We start from the raw sequence: 16,410 nt of genomic DNA on the forward strand, positions 1-16,410 counted from the left end.
TGTCAGCGGCAGGGGGAAGGTTTCAGGGGCGCGCAGCGTGCCAGACCTGGTTGAAGCCGTCGCCGGTCTTGTCGCCGGGTTTCGCGTCCTTGGACCAGTAGTACAGCGGTTTTCCCTTGTAAGCCAGCTGGGTTTTTCCGTCGTCGCGGGTGATGACGCTGTAGTCGCCGCTGGCTTGCGCGGGGGCCGCCATCAGGGGTGGCCAGTTGGTGGCACAGGGGCCGTTGCAGACGGACTTTCCGCTGCCCGCGGTGTCGCGGTCAAAGGTGTAGAGCGTCATGTTGCCTGCACCGACCAGCACGCCATCCATGGGTTTGACGGGTGACTGGGCCATGGAGGAGCAGGCGGCAAGCGCAAAGAGCGCGGTGATGGGCAAGAGCTTTTTCATGGGTTTCTCCGGACAAGGGGGCAGGCGAGTGCGAAATGCGGCCTGCATGCGGACAAACACATGGGGGCGGTGATTTATTCCCGCCGCCCTTCAGGATCGCTAGCGGTTACGGCTTTTCATGGCGCGTTCGACTTCGCGCTTGCCTTCGCGGTCCTTGATGGTGTCGCGCTTGTCATGTTCCGCCTTGCCCTTGGCCAGGGCAATCTCGCATTTCACAAAACCATTTTTCCAATGCAGGTTGATGGGCACCAGGGTGTAGCCTTTTTGCTCGACCTTCCCGATCAGGCGTTTGATGTCATCCTTCTTGAGCAGCAATTTCTTGGTGCGTGCTGCCTCGGGGTTGACGTGGGTGGAGGCGGTCTTGAGGGGATTGATGAGGCAGCCCAGCAGGTACAACTCGCCATCACGGATGAGCACATAGCCATCGGTCAGCTGCACCTTGCCTTCGCGCAGCGCCTTGACTTCCCAGCCATACAGCACCATGCCGGCCTCGTGGCGTTCTTCGAAAAAGTAGTTGAAGGCCGCCTTCTTGTTGTCGGCAATGCGGGACGTGGGATCGGGTTTTTTGGCCATGAGAGATTAGATGCGGCGCAAACGGGGAGGTAAAAGGCCTCCCTACAATGGTTGGGTCTCGCTAGAGCGATTCTAAATTCCCCCGGATCCCCTGGCTGATTCCGTCGCTCCGTGGCGCCGAAGCCGTATCTGCATGAAAACCGTCCACAAATCCGTCCTTATCTGGTACAGCCCCGAAGAAATGTTTTCCCTCGTGACGGGGGTGGAGCACTACCCCCAGTTCCTGCCCTGGTGCGACCGCTCGGCGGTGCTGGAACGCGATGATGACGGGATGACGGCCGAGGTGGGCATCGCGATGGCCGGTTTGCGCCAGACCTTTGTCACCCGCAACATCCATGAGGCGGGCCGGCGCGTGCAGATGCACCTGGTCAAGGGCCCGTTCTCCCGCCTGGAGGGCGATTGGCATTTCCACCCGGTGGCCGATGGCAGTCAGCGCGCCTGCAAGGTCGAGCTGTTGCTGCACTACGGGTTTGACAGCGCCACCCTTGCGGCATTGGTGGGCCCCATTTTTGACCGCATCGCCGCCAGCATGGTGGACGCCTTTGTCAAGCGCGCGGAGCAGGTGTATGGGTGACGACCAGGGGTTGCTGCACATCACCGTGGTGGTTTGCGCGGCACCGCGCAGTGCGGCCGAGTGGGCATTGCAGCTGCCGCAGGGGGCCACGGTGGCCGATGCGCTGAACGCGTGCGCGGCACTGCAACCGTTGCCTGCAGATGTGACTTCTTCCGCTGTCGGTGTCTGGGGTCGTCAGGTGGCACCAGACTGCATGCTCGCCTCAGGGGATCGGGTGGAGGTGTATCGCCCGTTGAAGGTGGACCCCAAGGTGGCCCGGCGCGAGCGCTTTGCGCGCCAGGGCGCCCGAACCACCGGCCTGTTTGCGCGGCAGCGTCCTGGCGGAAAATCGGGCTACTGAAGTCTGGACAACGGCGGCAGCTGCCCGACCATCACCGCGCGCAATCGGATGCAATGACGCTGTCGATGCGCTGGGATTCCGAGGCGCGGGTTGCTTCATCAAGGTAAACCCGTTCGCCCTGGGCATTCGTATGCATCATGGGCCGGCCGGAGTCGAGTGTGGCCTTGGCCTGGCGGGCGCGGGTGCAGTTGTCCGCCTTGGTTTTTGCGATCTTCTCTTCTTCGGATTTTTTCTTGGCTGCTTCTGCAGCCTCTGCTTGCGCCTTTCTCTCTTCAAGTTCCTTGTCCTTGCCGCCGGTGGCGCTGCTGGCCGACGGTTTTGGGGCGGATGCGGCGGCAGCGGGTTCTGCTGGTCCAGCCAGCAGGGCGGGCCTTGGATCCATACGGGTTCCCGGCTGCTTCAGGATGCTCTTGTCCGGGATGTCCAGAGGGGGCGCACGGTCGCTGAACACCTTGCGGCCGTCCTTGTCGATCCATTGCCATTGGGCCGAAGCGCCCAGTGACCAGGTGCAGGCGAATGCCAGCAGCACAAGCTTGTGAATTTTCATGGCGGCAAGTTTAGCTGTGCCTCCATGGCGCTGCCAGCAAGTTGCTTTCCGTGGCAGCGTTTTTGCCACAGGCCGCGCGGGTACAATCCATTTTTTGGAGCTTTCTCATGCGCCTTCTTGGAAAAGCGCTCACCTTCGACGATGTGTTGCTGGTGCCAGCGTACTCCCAGGTCCTGCCCAAGGACACGTCCCTTGCGACGAAACTCTCCCGCAACATCCAGCTGAACCTGCCGCTGGTGTCCGCCGCCATGGACACCGTGACCGAGGCGCGCCTGGCCATCGCCATCGCCCAGGAGGGCGGCATCGGCATCGTGCACAAGAACCTCACGCCCCAGGAACAGGCCGCCCACGTGGCCAAGGTCAAGCGGTACGAGTCGGGCGTGGTGCGCGATCCGGTCGTCATCACCCCCGAGCACACCGTGCTCCAGGTGCTGGAGTTGTCGGAGCAGCTGGGTATTTCGGGCTTTCCGGTGTGCGATGGTGGCAAGGTGGTGGGTATCGTCACCAGCCGCGATCTGCGCTTTGAAACCCGTTACGACGTCAAGGTGCACCAGATCATGACGCCCCGTGAAAAGCTCATCACGGTCAAGGAGGGCGCCACGGCCAGCGAGGCCAAGGCCCTGCTGAACAAATACAAGCTGGAGCGGCTGCTGGTCATCAACGATGATTTTGTGCTCAAGGGCCTGATCACGGTGAAAGACATCACCAAGCAGACCAGCTTTCCCAATGCCGCACGCGACAGCAACGGCCGCCTGCGCGTGGGTGCGGCGGTGGGCGTGGGCGAGGGCACGGAAGAGCGTGTCGAGGCCCTGGTGAAGGCCGGCGTGGACGCCATCGTGGTGGACACGGCCCATGGCCACAGCAAGGGCGTCATCGACCGTGTGCGCTGGGTCAAGCAGAATTACCCGCAAGTCGATGTGATTGGCGGCAACATCGCCACTGGCGCGGCTGCGCTGGCGCTGGTCGAGGCAGGTGCCGACGCTGTCAAGGTCGGCATTGGCCCTGGCTCCATCTGCACGACGCGCATCGTGGCCGGTGTGGGCGTGCCGCAGATCATGGCCATCGACAGCGTGGCCACGGCGCTGCGCGGTACGGGCGTGCCGCTGATTGCCGACGGCGGCGTGCGCTACAGCGGCGACATTGCCAAGGCCCTGGCCGCGGGTGCCAGCACCATCATGATGGGTGGCATGTTTGCCGGCACGGAAGAAGCGCCGGGTGAGGTGATCCTGTTCCAGGGCCGCAGCTACAAGAGCTACCGCGGCATGGGCTCCATTGGCGCCATGCAGCAGGGCAGTGCCGACCGCTACTTCCAGGAGTCGACCACGGGCAACCCCAATGCCGACAAGCTGGTGCCCGAGGGCATTGAAGGCCGCGTACCCTACAAGGGCTCGATGGTCTCCATCGTGTTCCAGATGGCCGGCGGCGTGCGTGCCGCCATGGGCTACTGCGGCTGTGCCACGATCGAGGACATGAACAACAAGGCTGAATTCGTCGAGATCACCACCGCCGGTATCCGCGAAAGCCATGTCCACGACGTGCAGATCACCAAGGAAGCGCCCAACTACCGCGCGGACTGATTTTTCAGCAACCACAGGCCCGAACCCGATGTCCAGGTGTTCGGGCCTTTGTCTTTTTCCTGTGGCCCACCATGCAACACCAGAAGATCCTCATCCTTGATTTCGGCTCGCAAGTCACCCAGCTCATCGCACGCCGCGTGCGCGAAGCCCATGTGTACTGCGAAGTGCACCCCTGCGACGTGACGGACGAGTGGGTGCGCGACTACGCCAAGGACGGCTCGCTCAAGGGCATCATCCTCTCGGGCAGCCACGCCAGCGTGTATGAGGACACCACCGACAAGGCCCCCGAAGCGGTGTTCCAGCTCGGCGTGCCCGTGCTGGGCATCTGCTACGGCATGCAGACCATGGCGCACCAGCTCGGTGGCAAGGTCGAAGGCGGCCACAAGCGCGAGTTCGGCTTTGCGGCGGTGCGCGCACGCGGCCACACCGCGCTGCTCAAGGACATTGCCGACTTCACCACGCCCGAAGGCCACGGCATGCTCAACGTGTGGATGAGCCACGGCGACAAGGTCACCGAGCTGCCCCCGGGCTTCAAGCTCATGGCCAGCACCGAGAGCTGCCCCATCGCCGGCATGGCCGACGAAGACCGCCGCTTCTATGCCGTGCAGTTCCACCCCGAGGTGACGCACACCGTGCAGGGCAGGGCGCTGCTGGATCGTTTTGTGCTCGGCATCTGCGGCACCTCGCCCGACTGGGTGATGCGCGACCACATCGCCGAGGCGGTGGAGCAGATCCGCCAGCAGGTGGGCGATGAAGAAGTGATCCTGGGCCTGTCGGGCGGCGTGGACTCGTCCGTGGCCGCTGCGCTGATCCACCGCGCCATCGGTGACCAGCTCACCTGCGTGTTCGTGGACCACGGCCTGCTGCGCCTGAACGAGGGCGACATGGTCATGGACATGTTCGTTGGCAAGCTGCACGCCAAGGTCATCCGTGTGGACGCCAGCGACCTGTTCCTGGGCAAGCTGGCAGGAGTCAGCGAGCCCGAACAAAAGCGCAAGATCATCGGCGGCCTGTTCGTCGATGTGTTCAAGCAGGAAGCTGCCAAGCTCAAGGGTGACGGCGCCAAGGGCGAGACCGGAGGTCGCACCGTCAAAGGCGCGACGTGGCTGGCCCAGGGCACCATTTACCCCGACGTCATCGAATCGGGCGGTGCCAAGAGCAAGAAGGCCGTCACCATCAAGAGCCACCACAACGTGGGCGGCCTCCCCGAGCAACTGGGCCTCAAGCTGCTGGAGCCGTTGCGCGACCTGTTCAAGGACGAGGTGCGCGAACTCGGCGTGGCCCTGGGCCTGCCGCCCGAAATGGTCTACCGCCACCCCTTCCCCGGCCCCGGCCTGGGCGTGCGCATCCTGGGCGAGGTCAAGAAGGAATACGCAGACCTGCTGCGCCGTGCCGATGCCATCTTCATCGAAGAGTTGCGCAACCACGTGGATGAAGCCACCGGCAAGACCTGGTACGACCTCACCAGCCAGGCCTTCACCGTCTTCCTGCCCGTCAAGAGCGTGGGCGTGATGGGCGACGGCCGCACCTACGACTACGTGGTCGCCCTGCGCGCCGTGCAGACCAGCGACTTCATGACCGCCGACTGGGCCGAGCTGCCCTACGCGCTGCTCAAGAAAGTGTCGGGGCGCATCATCAACGAAGTACGCGGCATCAACCGCGTGACCTACGACGTCAGCTCCAAACCACCGGCGACGATTGAGTGGGAATGAAGTGACAGTGCCGCGCGGCAGGCGACCTGGCGCCTGCGCGAAGCCTGCGGCCTGACGACAGGGCGGCGGAATCTGGACGGGGCCCGGCTCGCGCGCTAAGGTGCTTGGCTCGTTGAAGGAGGCGGTGACATGCCCGACGACCAGTCCCTGCTGCCCGGTATCGCGTCTGCGCCGGGCCTCCATCACCATGTTTTCTTTGCCGTGCTTGCGGATGCCGACGCAGGGCTAAAAGCAGATCGCCTGTGCGATCAGGAGATGGCTCTGCGCCACCTGGAAGGCAGCAAGGTGCGCAGGGAGCGCTTGCATGTCACGCTGGTGTCCCTGGGGTGGGACGCTGAGTTTCCAGCGCACAAGGTCGGTCTTGCACGCCTGGCAGCTGCGCAGGTGGATGCCCCTGCATTCACCCTGCGGCTGGACCGTTGTCTGAGCTTTCAGCGGCGCAATGCAAGGCGCCCCCTGGTGTTGTGTGGCCATGGCGCGGGTGTGGCCGGTTTTCTGGAACTCCACCGCTCCTTGTACGGCGCGCTGGATAGTTCATTTTCTGGTGGGGCAAGTGCGGTACATGGCATACCTTCCGTGACCCCTCACATGACCCTGATGTACAGCCCCTCTGTGGTGGAGCCACATCCGGTGGAGCCCGTGGAGTGGACGGTGCGGGAGTTCCAGTTGCTCTACAACCTGCGCGGCTCTCCGGGGCCGTACCGGGTGCTGGGACGGTGGACATTGCACGGCCCGCAGTGCATGTAATGCGGCTTGCGCTTTCCTTCGTCCACCACGGATGATTGGCCAAGGTGCCTCAAGAGCCCTTTTGCCATTCTTGTGCTCGCCCATCGGCACAATGGGAGCTTGCTCCTTTTTCGCGCGCCGTGATCGGACCCGAGGGGGCTCTCCGGGGATCGCGCTTTACCTCCTATGAATATTTTTCTTGCCTGCGTACTGGTGCCAGCTGGAGGCGCTGCCATATGAATTCGTCCACAGACTTCTGGCCCCCATGCGGCTTTCACGCGCTCGTGCGAAACGCGCGCGGCTGGCTCGTTCCTACTGAAACGTATTTTCAGTGGATATTGGCAAGGCCCGAGCTTGCCTTGGTGCCCGAGTCGTGCGCTGCCGAAATGGCCCTGCACCAGTCTCTGGCCACATCGCCTTTGCGGCCCGTGGCGCCGCAGGAACTGGCGGTGCTGGCGGACGACGACGCGCGCGAGAACTACGCCGTCTTCCTGCATTTTCGCGATGCGTTGGTGAGCGCAGGCACGCTGGAGGCCTACTACCTGCAGCTCATGCGCGGTGGTGCCATCAACATTCCAGCGGTGTTCATTGACGCCATGGTGCAGGCCATGCTGCGCAACCTGCTGAACGATTGCAACGACGCCGTGGAGGCCCGCGCAGCCGAGATGCTGTTTCGGTCGCAGCGCGTGAGCTTGCAGGATGGGCAGATGCTGGCTGGCGACCGCGCCACGCTGGACATGCTCAACGAAACCGCAGGCCTGGGCGATGTAGGGCGGCTGCTGCTGGAAAGCGGCGCACTGCAGCCGCACGTCGAACTGCAAGTGCTCGGTGCCGACAACGCGGCGGCGTATTGGCAGGACAGTGGCCGCTACCGGTTTTTGCTCGACCTGACCCATGAACTGACGCAGGACCTGAGCCATGGTCTGACCTTCAAGATGACGCGAGCGCGCTCCGGGTTGAAGGCGCTGGCCCGCGTGCTGGAACGCTGGGTGCAGCACTTCCTGGGCGTGCAGGTGCGCGTCGAGCCTGTGCACCAGGTCACCGACAGCGCCTGGCGCTGGCATGTGGGGCTGGATGTGGAGTCCACCGCCATCCTCAACGACCTGTACCAGGGCCACCCGGTCGAGGCCGACCGCATGGCGCGCCTGGTGAGCCTGTTCACGCTGACCTTCGCCAACCCCGCCGAGATGCGCGCCGATGTGGCGGGCAAGCCGGTGTACCTGGGGCTGGCCACCAACGCCGAGGGTGTGGTACGCATCAAGCCGCAGAACCTGCTGCTCAATTTGCCACTGGCGTCTTCATCTTGAAATGCTATTGAATAAAGAGCTTCAAGCGCTTTATACATAAGCGATATCAGCTCATTTGATTCAAATTCTCTTGCCGATGGGTAGCTGCGCAGTGCCTGGCGTTCAGCCAATCGTCATCAGGCTCGCATTGCCCCCTGCTGCTGCCGTGTTCACGCTGAGGGATCGTTCGATCAGCAGGCGCTCCAGCGGGATGTCTGCGGCACCGGGCTGCAGCGCGGTCACGCCCACGATGGGCCCGGGGCGGCGAGCGAGGGCCTTGCACACGGCTTGCAGCGATGGGGCGTCGCCATGGTGCAGCACGGCGTCCAGCTCCAGCGTGCCGTCGTTCAGCGTGTTGTCCTGCAGCATGACCTGCGCTTGTACCAGCGTGGGCAGCCGTGCGCGCAGGGCGGCTTGCGCACAGGGCCAGAGGGCCGTGCCGCCGCTGGCGAGCACTGCCGCGGTCTGCGCCAGCAGGTCGTCTGCGCTCTGCGCCAGGCACAGCACCCGGGCGCGCGGGGCCAGCGTATAGACGTTGCGCTCGCCCGTGGGGCCGGGCAGGGTGCGGGCGGTGCCGCTTGGGGTTTGCTGTGCAAAGCGCTGGCAGTGGCCTGCCAGGGCCAGGTTACCCTGGTGGTGCGCCCATTGCTGCAAGCTGGCCAGGGGCGCCAGCAGGCGTTCGCGCACCGCATCGTCGGGCGGTGTGGCGCGGTCAGCCTCGGCAAACGTGCGGGCCAGGGCATCGGCCGGGCGCTGCGACAGCAGGCGCAGCAGGTACAGCGGCCCGCCCGCCTTGGGCCCCGTGCCCGAGAGGCCTTCGCCACCAAAGGGCTGCACGCCCACCACGGCGCCCACCATGTTGCGGTTCACGTAGACGTTGCCCGCATGGGCGCGGTTCACCACGCGGGCGATGGTTTCGTCGATGCGGGTGTGCACGCCCTGCGTCAGGCCGTAGCCGGTGGCGTTGATCTGGTCGAGCAGACCGTCCAGGTCGTTGCGCGCATAGCGCACCAGGTGCAGCACGGGGCCGAAGACTTCGCGCTGCAATTCGTCGATGTGGCTCAGCTCGATCAAGGTGGGGGGCACAAAGGTGCCCTGCGCTCCGGCTGCCGACACATGGTTGGCATGCTGGAACACGCGATGGCCCTTGGCCTTGAGGGTCTCGATGTGCCGGGTGATGCCTGCCTGCGCTTCGGCGTCGATCACCGGGCCTACGTCCACGCGCAATTCGCCAGGATTGCCCACGCGCAGCTCTCCCATGGCGCCTTGCAGCATCTCGACCACGCGGTCGGCGGCTTCTTCCTGCACGCACAGCACGCGCAGGGCGGAGCAGCGCTGGCCCGCGCTGTCAAAGGCGGACGACACGGCATCGCCCACCACCTGCTCGACCAGGGCGGAAGAGTCCACGATCATGGCGTTCTGCCCGCCGGTTTCGGCAATCAGCGGGATGGGGCGGCCTGCGGCATCGAGCCGACCCGCCACGGTGCGCTGCAGGATGCGGGCGACCTCGGTGGAGCCGGTGAACATCACGCCCATCACGCGGGCATCGCCAATCAGGCGGGCGCCCACGGTCTCGCCCTGGCCGGGCAGCAGCTGCACGGCGGCACGGGGCACGCCGGCCTGCCACAGCAGGCGCACGGCCTCGGCAGCGATGAGCGGGGTTTGCTCGGCGGGCTTGGCCAGCACGGGGTTGCCCGCAGCCAGCGCGGCCGCCACCTGGCCCATGAAGATGGCGAGCGGAAAGTTCCAGGGGCTGATGCAGGCCACGGGGCCCAGCGGGATGTGGGTGGCGTTGTCGAAGGTGCTCTGCACCTGGGCCGCGTAGTAGCGCAGAAAGTCCACGGCCTCGCGCACTTCGGCCACGGCGTTGCTGGCGCTCTTGCCCGCTTCGCGCATCAGCAGGCCCAGCAGGGGCTGCATGCGCGCTTCCAGCAGGTCGGCGGTGCGCAGCAGCGCGGCAGCGCGCTCGGCGGGCGGCGTGGCGGCCCAGGGGGCGGCGGCGGCCTGGGCGTGGGCCAGGGCCTGGTCCACGTCGGTGGTGGTGGCTTCTTGCACCTGGCCCACCACGTCGCTGTGGACGGCCGGGTTGCGCACGGGCTGGGTGGGGCCTGCGGGCACGTCAGCGGCCAGCAGGGGCGCTGCCGTCCAGGCGTGGGCGGCCGTGGCTTGCAGCGTGGCAGCCAGCTCGGTCAGCGTGTTGTCGTTCGACAAGTCCAGCCCGCGCGAGTTGGTGCGGTGCGCGCCATACAAGCCCCGGGGTGTGGCAATGCGGGGGTGGGGCAGGCCAGCGGCACCTTCCACGGCCGCTTGCTGGTCCGCCACCTGCACGGGGCTTTTCACCAGTTCATGGAGCGCAATGGTCTCGTCGGCAATGCGGTTCACAAACGAGGTGTTGGCGCCGTTTTCCAGCAGGCGGCGCACCAGGTAGGCCAGCAGGGTTTCGTGCGTGCCCACGGGGGCGTAGATGCGGCACGGGCGGCCGAGCTTGCCCGCAGTGATGGCGCCCACCACCTGTTCATACAGCGGCTCGCCCATGCCGTGCAGGCACTGGAACTCGTATTGCCCCGCGTCGTAGTTGCTGCCCGCCAGTTGGTAGAGGGTGGCCACCGTCTCGGCGTTGTGCGTGGCGAACTGGGGGTACACGGCCTCGGGTGCCGCCAGCAGCTTCTTGGCGCAGGCGATGTACGAAATGTCGGTGTGCACCTTGCGGGTGTAGACGGGGTAGTCCTCCAGGCCATCGACCTGGGCGCGCTTGATCTCGCTGTCCCAGTAGGCGCCCTTGACCAGGCGCACCATCAGGCGGCGCTGGGTGCGGCGGGCCAGGTCCACCACGTAGTCGATGACGAAGGGGCAGCGCTTCTGGTAGGCCTGGATGACGAAGCCGATGCCGTTCCAGCCCGCCAGTGTGGGCTCGTGGCACAGGCGCTCCAGCAGGTCCAGCGACAGCTCCAGGCGGTCGGTTTCTTCGGCGTCGACGTTCAGGCCGATGTCGTACTGCTTGGCCAGGGCCGTTAGGCGCAGCACCAGCGGGTACAGCTCGTCCATCACCCGGCCAAACTGTGCGCGGCTGTAGCGGGGGTGCAGAGCGGAGAGCTTGATGGAAATGCCTGGGCCTTCGTAGATGCCGCGCCCGGCGGATGCCTTGCCAATCGCGTGGATGGCTTGCTCATACGAGGCGTAGTAGCGCTTGGCGTCTGCGCTGGTCAGCGCGGCCTCGCCCAGCATGTCGTAGGAATAGCGAAAGCCCTCGGCCTCCATGGTGCGGGCGTTGCGCAGCGCTTCGTCAATCGTTTCACCGGTCACAAACTGCTCGCCCATCATGCGCATGGCCATGTCCACGCCCTTGCGGATCAGGGGCTCGCCGCCCTTGCCGATCAGGCGGCTGAGCGAGTTGCCCAGGCTGCTCTCGCTGTGCGTGGCCACCAGCTTGCCGGTGATGAGCAGGCCCCAGGTGGCGGCGTTGACGAAGAGCGAGGGGCTCTTGCCCAGGTGCGAATCCCATTGGCCGTGGCTGATCTTGTCGCGGATGAGCGCGTCGCGTGTGGCTTTGTCGGGGATGCGCAGCAGCGCCTCGGCCAGGCACATCAGCGCCACGCCTTCTTGCGACGACAGCGAAAACTCTTGCAGCAGCCCTTGCACGATGCCCGCGCGCCCGGCGCTGGCCTTGCGTTCACGCAGCGCCTTGGCAATGCGCAGCGCCAGTTGTTCTGCCGCTGCGGCTTGATCCGCGGGCAGGCGGGCCTGGGCCAGCAGCGGGGCCAGGGCCTCGGGCTCGGGGCGGCGGGTGGCGGCGGTGATGGCGGCGTGCAGCGGGTTGCTCAGCGGGGGGCGGGGGGCGAAGTCGGCGAACGGCGCGGAAGGCTGGGCGGTGGGCTGCGTCATGGTGAAGTCTTTCGGTGGTTGTGCGGGTCCGACACGGGTTGGGTGTGTTGTTGGCAATGATCCTTGGGCTTTGGATGAATGAATGTTCAAAGAATGAGGTATCTTCAGAATAATTCACTAATGTCTGCCGCCATGGAAACCGATCTGGACCGCATTGACCGCAAGATCCTGTCAATCCTGCAGGAAGACGGCCGCATTGCCAACCTCAAGCTGGCCGAGGCCGTGGCTCTCTCGCCCACGGCCGTGCTGGCGCGCGTGCAGCGCCTCACGCGCGATGGCTTCATCCTGGGCTACGAAGCGCGGCTCAATCCCATCAAACTCGGTGCGGGCATGCTGGTGTTTGTGGAGGTGTTGCTCGACCGCACCACGCTCAATGTGTTCGACCAGTTCAAGGCCGCCGTGCAGGTGCACCCCGAGATCATGGAATGCCACCTGGTGGCGGGCGGCTTCGACTACCTGCTCAAGACCCGCGCGGCCGACATGAATGCCTACCGCGTGTTTGCCGGCAATGTGCTGTGGCAACTGCCTGGCGTGCGCGAGACGCGCACTTATGCGGTGATGGAGGAGGTCAAACACAGCAACCATCTGCATTTGCGGTAATGGTGTCTGGCTGCGCGGCAACGGGCTTGGGGTGCGTGCTGTCCTCACCGCATAATGAATGACCATTTCAACCAGATCGAGGAGAAGACCATGTCCGCATTTCCGTGCGCTGCTGTTGCACTGGTAGCCGCCTTTGCCAGTCAGTCGGCCGCAGCCGCCTGCTATCTGGTGTATGCGCCCGATCAGGAGATTGTTTACCGGGCGTCCGTGCCTCCGGTGGACATGTCGCGTGACATCCATGAAACCCTTCCCCAGGTGGCCCCGGGCGCAACGCTGGTGTTCTCGCTGAACGACCAGGGCTGCGAGCTCACGATCAACAAGCTGCCGCTGGCATCCACCGCGGGGCCGGTCGGCATGCGCCCTGCGCGCGCAGATCGGGGCTGAACCCAGCCACATCTCCGGGGCCGGGGCAAGCGCAGCCCCGGGCCTGAGACAATCGGGGGATGAGCGAACCGAAAGAACTATCCCCCTCGTTTGAACCCACCGCGCAGAATTCCCAGAGCGATCTGCCCGAAGGCTGGCTGCAGGTCCAGTCCATGGACCTGGATGCCCAGGGCGTCGCCCGCAAGCCCGACGGCAAGGTCGTCTTCATCGATGGTGCCCTGCCGTTCGAACTGGTCACCGCCAACACCCACCGCAAGAAGAACAACTGGGAGCAGGCCAGCCTGGTGGCGATTCACCGCGAATCGTCGCAGCGTGTGCGCCCCGGCTGCCCGCATTTCGGCCTGCACGCCGGCGCTTGCGGCGGCTGCAAGATGCAGCATCTGCACATCGGCGCCCAGGTGGCCGTGAAGCAACGGGTGCTGGAGGACAACCTCTGGCACCTGGGCAAGGTGAAGGCCCAGACCATGCTGCGTCCCATCGAGGGCCCGGCCTGGGGCTACCGTTACCGGGCGCGGCTGTCGGTGCGCCATGTGATCAAGAAGGGCCAGGTGCTGATCGGCTTTCATGAGCGCAAGAGCCGCTATGTGGCCGACATGCAGCAATGCCCCGTGCTGCCGCCGCATGTGGACGCCATGCTGATGCCCTTGCGGGCGCTGATTGCCGGCATGGACGCGCGCGACACCTGCCCGCAGATCGAACTGGCCTGTGGCGACAGCGTGACCGCACTGGTGCTGCGCCACCTGGAGCCGCTGAGCGCGGATGACCTCGCCCGGCTGCGCGCCTTTGCGGCCGAACACCAGGTGCAATGGTGGCTGCAGCCCAAGGGGCCGGACACCGTGAAGCTGCTCGATGAAGGCGGCGAACCGTTGTCGTATGCGCTGCCCGACTTCGGCATCACCATGCCGTTCAAGCCCACGGATTTCACCCAGGTGAACCCGCACATCAACCGCGTGCTGGTATCGCGCGCGCTGCGCCTGCTGGATGTGCAGAAAGACGAGCGCGTGATCGACTGGTTCTGCGGCCTGGGCAACTTCACGCTGCCCCTGGCCACCCAGGCGCGCGAAGTGCTGGGCATTGAGGGCAGCGAGGCCCTGGTGGCGCGTTCGCGCGAAAACTATGCATCGAATCAGGCTGCGGCGCAGGACCATAAAGCGCTGGCAGCTACTGATTTCGTCGCCCGCAACCTGTTCGAGATGACCCCCGGGATGCTGGTGGCCGACGGTGTGGCCGACAAGTGGCTGGTCGATCCCCCGCGCGAGGGTGCCTTCGCGCTGGCCAAGGCACTGGCTGACATCGAGCAGGCACGCATCGGCGCCGACGGTGCAGGGCCGCTGCCCGCGGGGGCCGAGGGCTGGACGCCGCCCCAGCGCATCGTCTATGTGAGCTGCAACCCCGCCACGCTGGCGCGCGACGCAGGGCTGTTGGTGCACCTGGCGGGCTACCGATGCACGGCGGCGGGCATGGTGAACATGTTCCCGCACACGGCCCATGTCGAGAGCATGGCGGTGTTTGAACGGGTGTGAGCCCGAACGGGTGGGGTGGGGGCAGCCTCTAGACCGGCGCTGCGCTCGCCGGCCCGTCAGCTGCGGTTGTGGCCGTCGCGCGGTTCGGGTTCGATGTCGGCGTTGCGGTTCCTGCGCTCGGGCCTGTCCCTCTTGCCCAGCAGCGCAGGCCTGCCCTTGATCTTGTGCTCGCGCATGTCGCCGTCTGCATCATCGGCAGGCCCGCCGCGCTCTTGAGGCCTGATCGGGGGAAGGCCGAAATGAACAAGGCTCCCGAAGGAGCCTTGTGGGCAGTCGTCAAGATGCGCGCGGTGAAATCAGTCGCGCTCGCCGCCCATGATGCCGAGCAGGGCCAGCAGGCTCTGGAACACATTGAAGATGTCCAGGTACAGGGCCAGGGTGGCGCTGATGTAGTTGGTTTCGCCGCCATCCAGGATCTGCTTGAGGTCATACAGCATGTAGGCGCTGAAGATGCCGATGGCGGCCACCGAGATCGCCATCATGCCGGCCGACGAGCCCACGAACACGTTGACGACCGCGCCCACCATCAGCACCAGTGCGCCCACCATGAGCCACTTGCCCATGCCCGAGAGGTCGCGCTTGATCACGCTGGCCAGGCTGGCCATGACAAAGAACACGCCCGCCGTGCCGGCAAAGGCCGTCATGATGAGGTCGGTGCCGTTCTTGAAGCCCAGCACCATGCCGATCAGGCGTGACAGCATCAGGCCCATGAAGAAGGTGAAACCCAGCAGCACCGGCACGCCCGCCGCCGAGTTCTTGGTCTTTTCGATGGCGAACATGAAGCCAAAGGCGCCGCCCATGAAAACAATCAGGCCCACGCCGCCGCGCAGCGACTGGGTGATGCCGGTGGCCACGCCAATCCAGGCGCCCAGCACGGTGGGCAGCAGGCTCAGGGCCAGCAGCCAGTAGGTGTTGCGCAGCACCTTGTGGCGCTGCTCCTGCGAGATGCCATAGCCCGCAGAGTGGCCCAGGGTGGTGACTTGGTCATTCATCTTGTGTCTCTCCTAGTTGGCCTGCACGGTGCAGACCGCTGGATTCTATGTGGCGATGACTTGACGAAAAGCAATAACCGCATCCGGTCAGACACTTTAAGTCATTATTCTTTCACCCCATGCAGGGGTTTGCCGGGCGCCGGCTGCCGCTATGCTTGCCGTTTCCATTCGGGTGGCCTGGTCACTGATCACCAGCCCCCTCAACTGCGATGCAACCATGAAAACCAAACACGTACTCGAACTGGCCGATGTCAAGAAGATCGCGGCGGCGGCCGAAGCCGAAGCGCTGAAGAACCAATGGGCCGTGACCATCGCCATCGTGGACGATGGCGGCCACCTGCTGTGGCTGCAGCGCCTGGATGGCGCGGCGGCGGTGTCGTCGCACATCGCGCCGGCCAAGGCCCACACGGCCGCACTGGGCCGCCGCGAGAGCAAGGTGTATGAAGACATCGTCAATGGCGGCCGCACGGCGTTTCTCAGCGCGCCTGCCATCGAGGGTCTGCTCGAAGGCGGCGTGCCCATCCTGAAAGACGGGCAATGTCTGGGGGCCGTGGGCGTGAGCGGCGTGAAATCCTCCGAGGATGCGCAGGTTGCACGCGCAGGCATTGCGGCGCTGGGCCTCTGATGGGCGATGGGATGCTATGGGGTGGATAGCCGCTTGCGCTCTGCCATCAAGCGCTGCAGGCGGAAAACGCTCCAAATCAAAAAACCGGTCTCAAGGACCGGTTTTTTGATGCCGCCAAAGTTTCTGCCAGCGGGGGCTGGAAAAAAAGCCTGGCTACGCGGGCACGCCCGTTGGCTGGCAAAAAAGACCCTGTCGGGCTTGTGACAAGCCCGGGAGTCTCCCCACGATGAAACCCTGAAAAGACGCCAGCTGCGAGGTGGCGCGTGCGAGCGCGCTGGCTGGCGGTCCGATTTATTTGGTGAGAATCAGTTTGCCCAGCTTGGTGGCCTGCAGGCGGTACACCGATCCGTTGTGGTGGATGGCCACGGTTTTGTGGCCCTGCAAGAGCGTGCTGCTATCCACTGCTGCTGTATCAGCCAGCTGTGAACTGGGCACGGCTGGTGGAGAGGCCACCGACCCGGAACTGGCGAAACACAGCGAGGAAGCTTTGGTCAAAGTGGCTTGCATGAGAGGTTCAGGTGCATTGCGATTCGGTTTGCTAATGATAACGATTCGCAATTACAAGTCAAGTGATTTCTGTTGAAAAGGGATAAAAAGGGGCCGGGCGGATATCGCACTGCCCCGGTACTGCCAAGTGGAAGCCCTTGTTTGCCCAAGCGGCCTGGCGTTCGGGCGAACCGT

General features: G+C 65.0%; 16 protein-coding genes. 10 read left to right on the forward strand and 6 right to left on the reverse strand.

Features of this window, described 5'->3' with window-relative positions:
- Window positions 1-22: 22 nt before the first annotated feature.
- The gene (locus BLW02_RS01170) at window positions 23-388 is read right to left on the reverse strand and encodes a COG4315 family predicted lipoprotein (RefSeq protein ID WP_092696625.1); all 366 of its coding nucleotides are present in this window, start codon (window positions 386-388) and stop codon (window positions 23-25) included.
- Between the two features lie 99 nt (window positions 389-487).
- On the reverse strand, window positions 488-961 hold the full coding sequence (gene smpB / locus BLW02_RS01175; RefSeq protein ID WP_026437053.1) for an SsrA-binding protein SmpB: 474 nt from the start codon (window positions 959-961) through the stop codon (window positions 488-490).
- A 133-nt stretch (window positions 962-1,094) separates the two neighbouring features.
- Here smpB and BLW02_RS01180 point away from each other — a divergent pair, with 133 nt between their 5' ends.
- The gene (locus BLW02_RS01180; RefSeq protein ID WP_092696626.1) at window positions 1,095-1,535 is read left to right on the forward strand and encodes a type II toxin-antitoxin system RatA family toxin; all 441 of its coding nucleotides are present in this window, start codon (window positions 1,095-1,097) and stop codon (window positions 1,533-1,535) included.
- Window positions 1,528-1,875 (forward strand): RnfH family protein, encoded by a 348-nt coding sequence (locus tag BLW02_RS01185; protein ID WP_092696627.1) that lies wholly within the window; start codon window positions 1,528-1,530, stop codon window positions 1,873-1,875. The genes BLW02_RS01180 and BLW02_RS01185 overlap by 8 nt, the downstream gene beginning before the upstream one ends.
- Window positions 1,876-1,906: 31 nt before the next feature.
- Here the strand turns inward: BLW02_RS01185 and BLW02_RS01190 are convergent, their stop codons facing one another.
- Window positions 1,907-2,422 (reverse strand): DUF4124 domain-containing protein, encoded by a 516-nt coding sequence (locus BLW02_RS01190; protein ID WP_092696628.1) that lies wholly within the window; start codon window positions 2,420-2,422, stop codon window positions 1,907-1,909.
- 107 nt (window positions 2,423-2,529) lie between these two features.
- On the opposite strand from BLW02_RS01190, the gene guaB reads away from it, so the two are divergent.
- From guaB to BLW02_RS01210, 4 genes are all read left to right on the forward strand, one after another.
- Complete coding sequence (gene guaB, locus BLW02_RS01195; RefSeq protein ID WP_092696629.1) at window positions 2,530-3,999, forward strand: IMP dehydrogenase; 1,470 nt, start codon at window positions 2,530-2,532, stop codon at window positions 3,997-3,999.
- A 71-nt stretch (window positions 4,000-4,070) separates the two neighbouring features.
- Complete coding sequence (gene guaA / locus BLW02_RS01200; protein WP_092696630.1) at window positions 4,071-5,711, forward strand: glutamine-hydrolyzing GMP synthase; 1,641 nt, start codon at window positions 4,071-4,073, stop codon at window positions 5,709-5,711.
- A gap of 129 nt (window positions 5,712-5,840) precedes the next feature.
- Window positions 5,841-6,458 carry a 2'-5' RNA ligase family protein gene (locus BLW02_RS01205; protein ID WP_092696631.1) on the forward strand — a complete coding sequence of 206 codons (618 nt, stop codon included), beginning with the start codon at window positions 5,841-5,843 and terminating at the stop codon, window positions 6,456-6,458.
- Window positions 6,459-6,673: 215 nt separating this feature from the next.
- On the forward strand, window positions 6,674-7,744 hold the full coding sequence (locus BLW02_RS01210; RefSeq protein ID WP_092696632.1) for a DUF6352 family protein: 1,071 nt from the start codon (window positions 6,674-6,676) through the stop codon (window positions 7,742-7,744).
- A gap of 102 nt (window positions 7,745-7,846) precedes the next feature.
- On the opposite strand, the gene putA is transcribed toward BLW02_RS01210, so the two are convergent.
- Complete coding sequence (gene putA / locus BLW02_RS01215; RefSeq protein WP_092696633.1) at window positions 7,847-11,605, reverse strand: trifunctional transcriptional regulator/proline dehydrogenase/L-glutamate gamma-semialdehyde dehydrogenase; 3,759 nt, start codon at window positions 11,603-11,605, stop codon at window positions 7,847-7,849.
- Between the two features lie 120 nt (window positions 11,606-11,725).
- On the opposite strand from putA, the gene BLW02_RS01220 reads away from it, so the two are divergent.
- From BLW02_RS01220 to rlmD, 3 genes are all read left to right on the forward strand, one after another.
- The gene (locus BLW02_RS01220) at window positions 11,726-12,205 is read left to right on the forward strand and encodes an Lrp/AsnC ligand binding domain-containing protein (RefSeq protein ID WP_092696634.1); all 480 of its coding nucleotides are present in this window, start codon (window positions 11,726-11,728) and stop codon (window positions 12,203-12,205) included.
- 90 nt (window positions 12,206-12,295) lie between these two features.
- A complete protein-coding gene (locus BLW02_RS01225; protein ID WP_092696742.1) occupies window positions 12,296-12,589 on the forward strand; it encodes a hypothetical protein in 294 nt (97 codons plus the stop codon).
- A gap of 59 nt (window positions 12,590-12,648) precedes the next feature.
- Entirely contained in the window at window positions 12,649-14,112 is a 1,464-nt protein-coding gene (gene rlmD / locus BLW02_RS01230) for a 23S rRNA (uracil(1939)-C(5))-methyltransferase RlmD (RefSeq protein WP_092696635.1), read from the forward strand.
- Window positions 14,113-14,408: 296 nt separating this feature from the next.
- Here rlmD and BLW02_RS01235 read toward each other — a convergent pair whose 3' ends face one another.
- Window positions 14,409-15,104: a Bax inhibitor-1/YccA family protein gene (locus tag BLW02_RS01235; RefSeq protein ID WP_092696636.1), complete on the reverse strand. Its 696-nt coding sequence runs from the start codon at window positions 15,102-15,104 to the stop codon at window positions 14,409-14,411.
- Between the two features lie 217 nt (window positions 15,105-15,321).
- On the opposite strand from BLW02_RS01235, the gene BLW02_RS01240 reads away from it, so the two are divergent.
- Window positions 15,322-15,729: a GlcG/HbpS family heme-binding protein gene (locus BLW02_RS01240; RefSeq protein ID WP_026436152.1), complete on the forward strand. Its 408-nt coding sequence runs from the start codon at window positions 15,322-15,324 to the stop codon at window positions 15,727-15,729.
- A 291-nt stretch (window positions 15,730-16,020) separates the two neighbouring features.
- Here the strand turns inward: BLW02_RS01240 and hemP are convergent, their stop codons facing one another.
- On the reverse strand, window positions 16,021-16,236 hold the full coding sequence (gene hemP / locus BLW02_RS01245; protein WP_092696637.1) for a hemin uptake protein HemP: 216 nt from the start codon (window positions 16,234-16,236) through the stop codon (window positions 16,021-16,023).
- Window positions 16,237-16,410 lie beyond the last annotated feature (174 nt).

The organism is Acidovorax soli, assembly GCF_900107605.1.
Taxonomy (GTDB): Bacteria; Pseudomonadota; Gammaproteobacteria; order Burkholderiales; family Burkholderiaceae_C; genus Acidovorax; species Acidovorax soli.

Excerpts from the sequence above, each read along its gene's own strand:
- BLW02_RS01220 (WP_092696634.1), top strand. The coding sequence starts at position 11,726 with ATGTCTGCCGCCATGGAAACCGATCTGGACCGCATTGACCGCAAGATC.
- BLW02_RS01185 (WP_092696627.1), top strand. The coding sequence starts at position 1,528 with ATGGGTGACGACCAGGGGTTGCTGCACATCACCGTGGTGGTTTGCGCG.
- rlmD (WP_092696635.1), top strand. The coding sequence starts at position 12,649 with ATGAGCGAACCGAAAGAACTATCCCCCTCGTTTGAACCCACCGCGCAG.
- BLW02_RS01205 (WP_092696631.1), top strand. The coding sequence starts at position 5,841 with ATGCCCGACGACCAGTCCCTGCTGCCCGGTATCGCGTCTGCGCCGGGC.
- putA (WP_092696633.1), bottom strand. The coding sequence starts at position 11,605 with ATGACGCAGCCCACCGCCCAGCCTTCCGCGCCGTTCGCCGACTTCGCC.
- hemP (WP_092696637.1), bottom strand. The coding sequence starts at position 16,236 with ATGCAAGCCACTTTGACCAAAGCTTCCTCGCTGTGTTTCGCCAGTTCC.
- BLW02_RS01210 (WP_092696632.1), top strand. The coding sequence starts at position 6,674 with ATGAATTCGTCCACAGACTTCTGGCCCCCATGCGGCTTTCACGCGCTC.
- smpB (WP_026437053.1), bottom strand. The coding sequence starts at position 961 with ATGGCCAAAAAACCCGATCCCACGTCCCGCATTGCCGACAACAAGAAG.
- BLW02_RS01190 (WP_092696628.1), bottom strand. The coding sequence starts at position 2,422 with ATGAAAATTCACAAGCTTGTGCTGCTGGCATTCGCCTGCACCTGGTCA.
- BLW02_RS01240 (WP_026436152.1), top strand. The coding sequence starts at position 15,322 with ATGAAAACCAAACACGTACTCGAACTGGCCGATGTCAAGAAGATCGCG.
- BLW02_RS01170 (WP_092696625.1), bottom strand. The coding sequence starts at position 388 with ATGAAAAAGCTCTTGCCCATCACCGCGCTCTTTGCGCTTGCCGCCTGC.
- guaA (WP_092696630.1), top strand. The coding sequence starts at position 4,071 with ATGCAACACCAGAAGATCCTCATCCTTGATTTCGGCTCGCAAGTCACC.
- BLW02_RS01180 (WP_092696626.1), top strand. The coding sequence starts at position 1,095 with ATGAAAACCGTCCACAAATCCGTCCTTATCTGGTACAGCCCCGAAGAA.
- guaB (WP_092696629.1), top strand. The coding sequence starts at position 2,530 with ATGCGCCTTCTTGGAAAAGCGCTCACCTTCGACGATGTGTTGCTGGTG.
- BLW02_RS01225 (WP_092696742.1), top strand. The coding sequence starts at position 12,296 with ATGTCCGCATTTCCGTGCGCTGCTGTTGCACTGGTAGCCGCCTTTGCC.
- BLW02_RS01235 (WP_092696636.1), bottom strand. The coding sequence starts at position 15,104 with ATGAATGACCAAGTCACCACCCTGGGCCACTCTGCGGGCTATGGCATC.